This is a genomic window from Caballeronia catudaia, assembly GCF_001544755.2.
GTDB lineage: Bacteria > Pseudomonadota > Gammaproteobacteria > Burkholderiales > Burkholderiaceae > Caballeronia > Caballeronia catudaia.
Map to the genome: position 1 here is coordinate 1 of NZ_FCOF02000097.1, position 6,227 is coordinate 6,227.

The 6,227-nt window shown below is 65.6% G+C and carries 4 protein-coding genes and 1 pseudogene; 3 read left to right on the forward strand and 2 right to left on the reverse strand.

Features of this window, described 5'->3' with window-relative positions; genetic code table 11:
* Window positions 1–295 precede the first annotated feature (295 nt).
* On the reverse strand, window positions 296–1,597 hold the full coding sequence (locus AWB75_RS35845) for an SGNH/GDSL hydrolase family protein (protein ID WP_061128665.1): 1,302 nt from the start codon (window positions 1,595–1,597) through the stop codon (window positions 296–298).
* 175 nt (window positions 1,598–1,772) lie between these two features.
* On the opposite strand from AWB75_RS35845, the gene AWB75_RS35850 reads away from it, so the two are divergent.
* Entirely contained in the window at window positions 1,773–2,924 is a 1,152-nt protein-coding gene (locus AWB75_RS35850; protein ID WP_061128666.1) for a methyltransferase, read from the forward strand.
* A gap of 6 nt (window positions 2,925–2,930) precedes the next feature.
* Here AWB75_RS35850 and AWB75_RS35855 read toward each other — a convergent pair whose 3' ends face one another.
* Window positions 2,931–4,193 carry a TIGR03862 family flavoprotein gene (locus AWB75_RS35855; protein ID WP_061128667.1) on the reverse strand — a complete coding sequence of 421 codons (1,263 nt, stop codon included), beginning with the start codon at window positions 4,191–4,193 and terminating at the stop codon, window positions 2,931–2,933.
* Between the two features lie 204 nt (window positions 4,194–4,397).
* On the opposite strand from AWB75_RS35855, the gene AWB75_RS35860 reads away from it, so the two are divergent.
* Window positions 4,398–5,870: an MFS transporter gene (locus AWB75_RS35860; protein WP_061128668.1), complete on the forward strand. Its 1,473-nt coding sequence runs from the start codon at window positions 4,398–4,400 to the stop codon at window positions 5,868–5,870.
* Between the two features lie 247 nt (window positions 5,871–6,117).
* A pseudogene (locus AWB75_RS39090) lies at window positions 6,118–6,227 on the forward strand (1,2-phenylacetyl-CoA epoxidase subunit PaaA); the annotation flags it as partial.

Genomic DNA, 6,227 nt, shown 5'->3' on the forward strand with positions numbered 1-6,227 from the left:
CCGCACTCGCCATCAAGCGCCCACACTTATCGGCTGTTAGTTTTTAAAGAGCACATCGCAAGACCGTCAAACCCGCCCACCGTCTTGCGTCGCTGCGTTGTCAGCAGCAGAGAAACGAGATTATGAAGAATCTTTTTCTCCTTGTCAACAGTATTTTTCGCTTTCGCTTTCAAATCTGCCGAATTCGGAGACCGCCCGTTTCGCTCGGCGGTCCTCGTCTTGCGACGAGGGGCTGAATATTAGGCCAAGCAAACGCGAATGACAAGGTCATCAAGCAAACTTTTTTCGCGCTGCCTCATTGCGCCGTTTTTGCCGTTCCGGCAACGAACTCCATCGGCACTGCGGCGGCCATTGCCGCGTACCCCGCGTCGCTCGGATGGATGTGGTCGCCGCTGTCATACCGTCGCTGAAGCGCGCTCGGTCGCGCGGGATCGCGCAACGCCTGATCGAAGTCGATCACGCCGTCGAAGGCCCGGCTCGCGCGGATCGATTCGTTGACCGCCGTGCGGATCGCTTCGCGCTCGGGCGGCAGCGAAGCCGGCGTCAGCGTCGCGCCGTAGATCTTGATGCCGCGCTGATGCGCCTGCGCGATGAGCCGCTGATATCCGCGGACCAGCGCATCCGCGTTGACCTCGGTGTGTGGCGCGTCGCAATCCAGGCCGGCGTGCGGAGGCATCGCCATGAAATTGATGTCATTGATGCCGATCAGCACGATCACCGAGCGCACACCCGGCTGACGGAGCGCATCGCGCTCGAAGCGTGTCGCGAGCGCCTCGCCGTAGCAAGGGGAACTGCTCAGCAGCCGATTGCCGCTGATGCCGGCATTCACCACGCCAATCTGCCCGCCACTCTTTCGCGCGACGTCCTTCGCAAGCGCATCGGGCCAGCGACGGTTGGCGTTGAGCGAAGAGCGCATGCCATCGGTGATCGAATCGCCGATGGCGACCACCGCATGCGCCGACGGACTGTCCACCGCGACGTTGGTCAGCCACGCATACTGGTTGAAACGCGCGCGAAACGGTCCGGCGGACGCATCGTCGGTGTGATCGCCCGGCGTCGAGATGTAGTTGACCTGACTCGACACGCGATGCCAGGCCACGAGCTTCTGATTCTTCCCCATGAACATGCTGACGGCCACCGGCTCGCGCGCGTCGACGTCGAAACTGACGGCGTCGCTCGTGGCCTGCGCGCCCGGCGCGACCGTCACACTCTTGCGGCCGCCGAACGACACGGGCCGAGCGCTGCCGGAGCGGACCGCGGCGCTGCTGCCGCCGACCGCGCGGGCGACGCTCATCGATTCGACGACGAGCGGCTCCGTTCCATAAAGGTTGCTGATCCGCAGACGCATGCGCTTGCCGTCCAGTTGCGGATAGATCAACTGGCGGACGGTACGGCCCGCGACGTCCGGTGCTCGATACAGGGGAGGCACGTTCGCGAGTTGCGGAATCGCCTGCAGCGCGGTGCCCCAGGCGCTGATCCAGTGTTCGTTGGCGGCGGGCGGCGCTTCGGCGGTTTCGGCGGCGAACGCGTGGGGCGCGAAATTGACCTGTGCGACAAACGCGGCCGCGCAGATCGCGGCGAAAACTCGGAGTTTCATTCGGCGATGGCGTTCGGAAAAGGATCGATTGTGCCTGAAGTGTCGCCGGCACCGCGCCGCGCGCCGTCCGGAAAATGAACGCGGCCCAACGTCGGCGCCGCAAATGGCCTCACAATGCAGCCAGTCCATTTCCCGCAGGCCGCGACGGCTCGCGCATCAGGCGTTCAATATAGATATGCAATCCAAAAACACCGCACCGCTACAACTGACCTGGGACGAAGACGGCGAAAGCCGCTCCGCCCGCTGGCGATCGGAGAGCGGCAATCCGCCACCGAAGCGCGTCGTCATCGGGCACGATCAGATGACGGCCGATCACGCCTATCGGCTCGCTTGCGAAGGCACGGCGATTCTCTGGCGCGGCGACTTCCAGAACGCCCGTCAGTTGTTGCAGGCGATGGCGCGCCGCATCGACAACAAGCCGCGCAAGGCGAAAAAGCCCGCGGCGGAGACATCGCCCATCGACGCGTTCAACCTTCACCGTCTTGCGCAGTCCCAGCGCGGGCGCACGCTCGCGATGCTCGTGCTGCCGCTCGACGAGCAATACGTCATCCCGCTGCGTCGCGCGCCGAACGTGCGGCAAGCGTGCGAAGAGGCGTACGGACCGCCATCGGATGAGGTGTCTGTCGTGTCCTTGCGCGAGGTGCTGGGGCTCATCGGCGCGCACGAGTGGCGCAAGAAGGGCGTCGATATCGGCGCGGTCGGCGGGAAGATCCATCCCTATTACGGCGTGTTCTCGCCGGTTCGGGGCGAATACGTCGACCTCGTCGCCAATCAGCCGCTGCCTGCGCGCGATCTGGCGTTCGATATCGGCACCGGAACCGGCGTGCTCGCCGCCGTGCTCGCGCGGCGCGGCGTCGAGCGGATCATCGGCACCGACGTCGATGCCCGCGCGCTCGCCTGCGCGCGGGAAAATATCGACCAGCTCGCGCTCGGCCGCCAGGTGAAAGTCGTCGAAGCCGATATGTTTCCCGAAGGCCGCGCGCCCCTGATCGTCTGCAATCCGCCCTGGCTCCCGGCGCGGCCCAGCGCCGCGATCGAGCACGCGATCTACGATCCCGAGAGCCGAATGCTGCGCGGCTTCCTCGACGGTCTCGCCGCGCATCTGACGCCGGGTGGCGAAGGGTGGCTCATTCTGTCGGACTTTGCCGAACATCTGGGCCTGCGCACGCGTGCTCAGTTGCAGGAATGGATCGACAAAGCCGGCCTGAAGGTGGATGGGCGAATCGACATCAAGCCACGTCATTCGAAAGCGATCGACAAGGCCGATCCGCTGCACGCAGCCCGTTCGAAAGAAGTGACTTCGCTGTGGCGGCTCGTCGCCGCTTAAGGCTCGTCACGCGCGCCCGGCAAGCCACGCGAGCGCGCCCTCGCCCGCAACGAGCCCGCTCGCGAAACAGGCCGTCAGAAGATAGCCCCCGGTCGGCGCTTCCCAGTCGAGCATCTCGCCCGCGCAGAACACGCCGGGAAGCGCGTCGAGCATCGAGCGCGCGTCGAGCGCCTCGAATTCGACGCCGCCCGCGCTGCTGATGGCTTCCGCGATCGGCCGCGGGCGCAGCAAGCGCAACGGCAGCGCCTTGATGCGCGCGGCTAGCGTGTCGAGGCGGGCGAATTCGTCCTTGCTCAGGCACTCGCGCAACAAGCCCGCTTTCACGCCCGTCAGATGCAGGCGGCTTTGCAGATGGCTCGAAATCGATCGCGCCCCGCGCGGGTGCAGCACCTCGTCGCGCACGCGCTCGGCGGAAATCTGCGGCGCGAGATCGAGCTCGATGATCACGCCCGCGCCGTCGCTCTCGGCCATCCGGTCGCGGATCGGCGCCGACAAAGCGTATATCAGGCTTCCCTCGATGCCGTGCGCGGTAATCAGACATTCGCCGATGCGCCAATCCAGCGCCCCGTCCGCACGCGGCACGCCGAGCGCGACGGACTTGAGCGGCTCGCCTGCGAACCGGCTCTGGAAATGCTCGCTCCAGTCGGCATCGAAACCGCAATTCGACGGCGCGAAAGGCCGCACAGCGACGCCGCGCGCCGTGAGCGCCGGCATCGCGGCGCCGTCCGAACCGAGCTGCGGCCAGCTTGCGCCGCCAAGCGCGAGCACGATAGCGTCGTGCCGAACCTGTTTTTCGCCCGATGGCGTCGCGAAACGGGATATCGACGCGCCCTCGTCCGCCCAGCCCAGCCAGCGATGCCGCATATGAAACGTCACCCCCGCCGCGCGCAGCCGATGCAGCCACGCGCGCAGCATCGGCGCGGCTTTCATGTCGGTGGGAAAGACGCGCCCCGAACTGCCGACGAAGGTCTCCACGCCCAATCCATGCACCCAGTCGCGCAATGCGCTGGCGTCGAAGCGCGCAAGCAGCGGCGCAATGTCCGTGCTGCGGGCGCCATAGCGTGTCAGAAAGGCGTCGGCGGGCTCGGAGTGCGTCAGATTCATTCCGCCCTTGCCCGCCATCAGAAATTTGCGTCCGACGGAAGGCATCGCGTCGAACACATCGACACGCGCGCCGCCCGCAGCGAGCGCTTCCGCGGCCATGAGCCCGGCCGGTCCCCCGCCCACGACCGCGACATTCACCGATTCGACGTTTTCAACTGATGACATGCCGGATTACCAGAAACAGAACGGAGCGACATTGTCGCATCGTGCACCGCTGCACCGGCCCGGCGGAGGCGCGCGACCGGCGAAAACGCCTTGCAGCGGCGTCGTAAGTCATTAAATAACAAAAATGAATTTGGTCAGCCGCGCTCCGGCCCGTACGATCCGGCGATTCATTGCCTCAACAACTTTTTACCAATTCGCCCGATCATGTCCGTTTCTCTCGCGCCTGAACGCGCTTCCGCCCCGGCCGCCGCCAGCGATCCGCGGCCCGTCATCAAAAGCGCCGCCGATGTCTCCGGCCTCGTCAACCGCGGCGCGGCGATCGGCAGCGATGCGCGCGTCGTCGTCGCCATTGCGCTCGGCGGCATTTTTCTCGATGCCTACGACCTCGGCGCGCTCGCGTTCGGCATGAAGGACATCGCCCGCGAATTCTCGCTGACACCGACCGGCTCCGGCTTCGTCGCGTCGGCGATCACGTTCGGCGCGATCATCGGCGCGTTTCTCGGCGGCTATCTCACCGACAAGATCGGCCGTTACCGCGTCTTCATGGCCGACATGTTCTTCTTTGTCATCGCGGCAATCGCGTGTGCGCTCGCGCCCAACGCGTGGGTGCTCGGCGGCGCGCGTTTCGTGATGGGCCTGGGCGTCGGCATCGACTTGCCCGTCGCGATGGCGTTCCTCGCGGAGTTCTCGCGTCTGCAAGGGCGCGGCAACAAAGCTTCGCGCGTCGCGATGTGGTGTCCGGTCTGGTACGCCGCTATCAGCGTGTCGTATCTGCTCGTGCTCGGCTTGTACGCGGTCCTGCCCGAGCACAACGCGGGCTGGCTCTGGCGACTGATTCTCGGTTTCGGCGCGGTGCCGGCGATCGCGATCATCGTGATTCGCAGCCGTTATATGAGCGAATCGCCCGTCTGGGCAGCGAATCAGGGCGATCTCAAGGGCGCGGCCGCGATCCTCAAGCGCTCCTACGGCATCGATGCCCGCGTCGACGAAACCGCCATCGCGCAGCCCAAGGCGCGCCGCGCGACGTGGAGCAACTACGGCGCGCTGCTGCGCGGCGTCTATCTGCGCCGCACCGTGCTCGCGACCATCATCGCGATCGCTTCGTCGTTCGCCTATAACGCCGTCGCGTTCGGGCTGCCGGTGATCATCTCGAGCTTTCTCGCGCAGTCGATGCTGACCACGATTCTCGCGTCGCTCGCGCTGAATCTGTGTTTCGCGTTCGCGGGCGGCCTGTTCTCCGTGCGCACCGTGCCGAAGTACGGCGCGTGGAAACTGTCGGTCGTCGGCTACGCATTCCAGTTGGCGGCGCTCATCGGGCTCGCGGTCGTCGGCAAACCGTCGACGGGCGCGGAAGTCGTCGTCGCGATCGCCTTCCTCGCCGCGTTCCTGCTAGGACAAGGCGTCGGGCCGGGTTCGCACAGCATGACGTTCGCGTCGTTGAGCTACCCGACTTCGCTGCGCGGCGTCGGTGTCGGCTTCAATCAGACGCTGATGCGCGCCAGTTCGACGGTTTCGCTGTTCCTGTTCCCGGTGTTATCGGCGGCGCTCGGCACGAAAGTGTTCTGGATCATCGCGGTCGCGCCGCTCGCGGGACTCGTCGCACTGTTCGCGGTGCGCTGGGAACCGTCCGGCTACGACGTCGACGCGGAAGACTTCGCCCCACAACAGCCGCGCTGAGCGCTTTCTCTTTCTTCTGTCTACCGCCTTCGGAGCGGCGGCGAGCGATCGCCGCCGCTCCTTCTCGTTTACCGCCGTCCGGCACGTCTTCCTCGTCTGCACTAGATTGAGATAGCGCGCGCAACTCACGCGGTCCGTCTCCGCGCGTCATGCGGAATTACCCGAGTACATCTCGAAAAAGTATTCACCGACCGTCCGGTCGGTTTATAATCGCCGAACAGCGACTATCCAAAGAGCGAGTGCCGCCATGTACACCCAATCCCTCGACCTCCCGAGCCCAACGCCTGCAGCCGAGGCGTCCCCATCCGCGGTATCTCCCGAGCAAGCCCGCTTCGACGCGGTGATGCAAGCCGACGG

Coding starts and splice junctions, on each gene's coding strand:
- AWB75_RS35860 (WP_061128668.1), top strand. CDS start 4,398: ATGTCCGTTTCTCTCGCGCCTGAACGCGCTTCCGCCCCGGCCGCCGCC.
- AWB75_RS35855 (WP_061128667.1), bottom strand. CDS start 4,193: ATGTCATCAGTTGAAAACGTCGAATCGGTGAATGTCGCGGTCGTGGGC.
- AWB75_RS35845 (WP_061128665.1), bottom strand. CDS start 1,597: ATGAAACTCCGAGTTTTCGCCGCGATCTGCGCGGCCGCGTTTGTCGCA.
- AWB75_RS35850 (WP_061128666.1), top strand. CDS start 1,773: ATGCAATCCAAAAACACCGCACCGCTACAACTGACCTGGGACGAAGAC.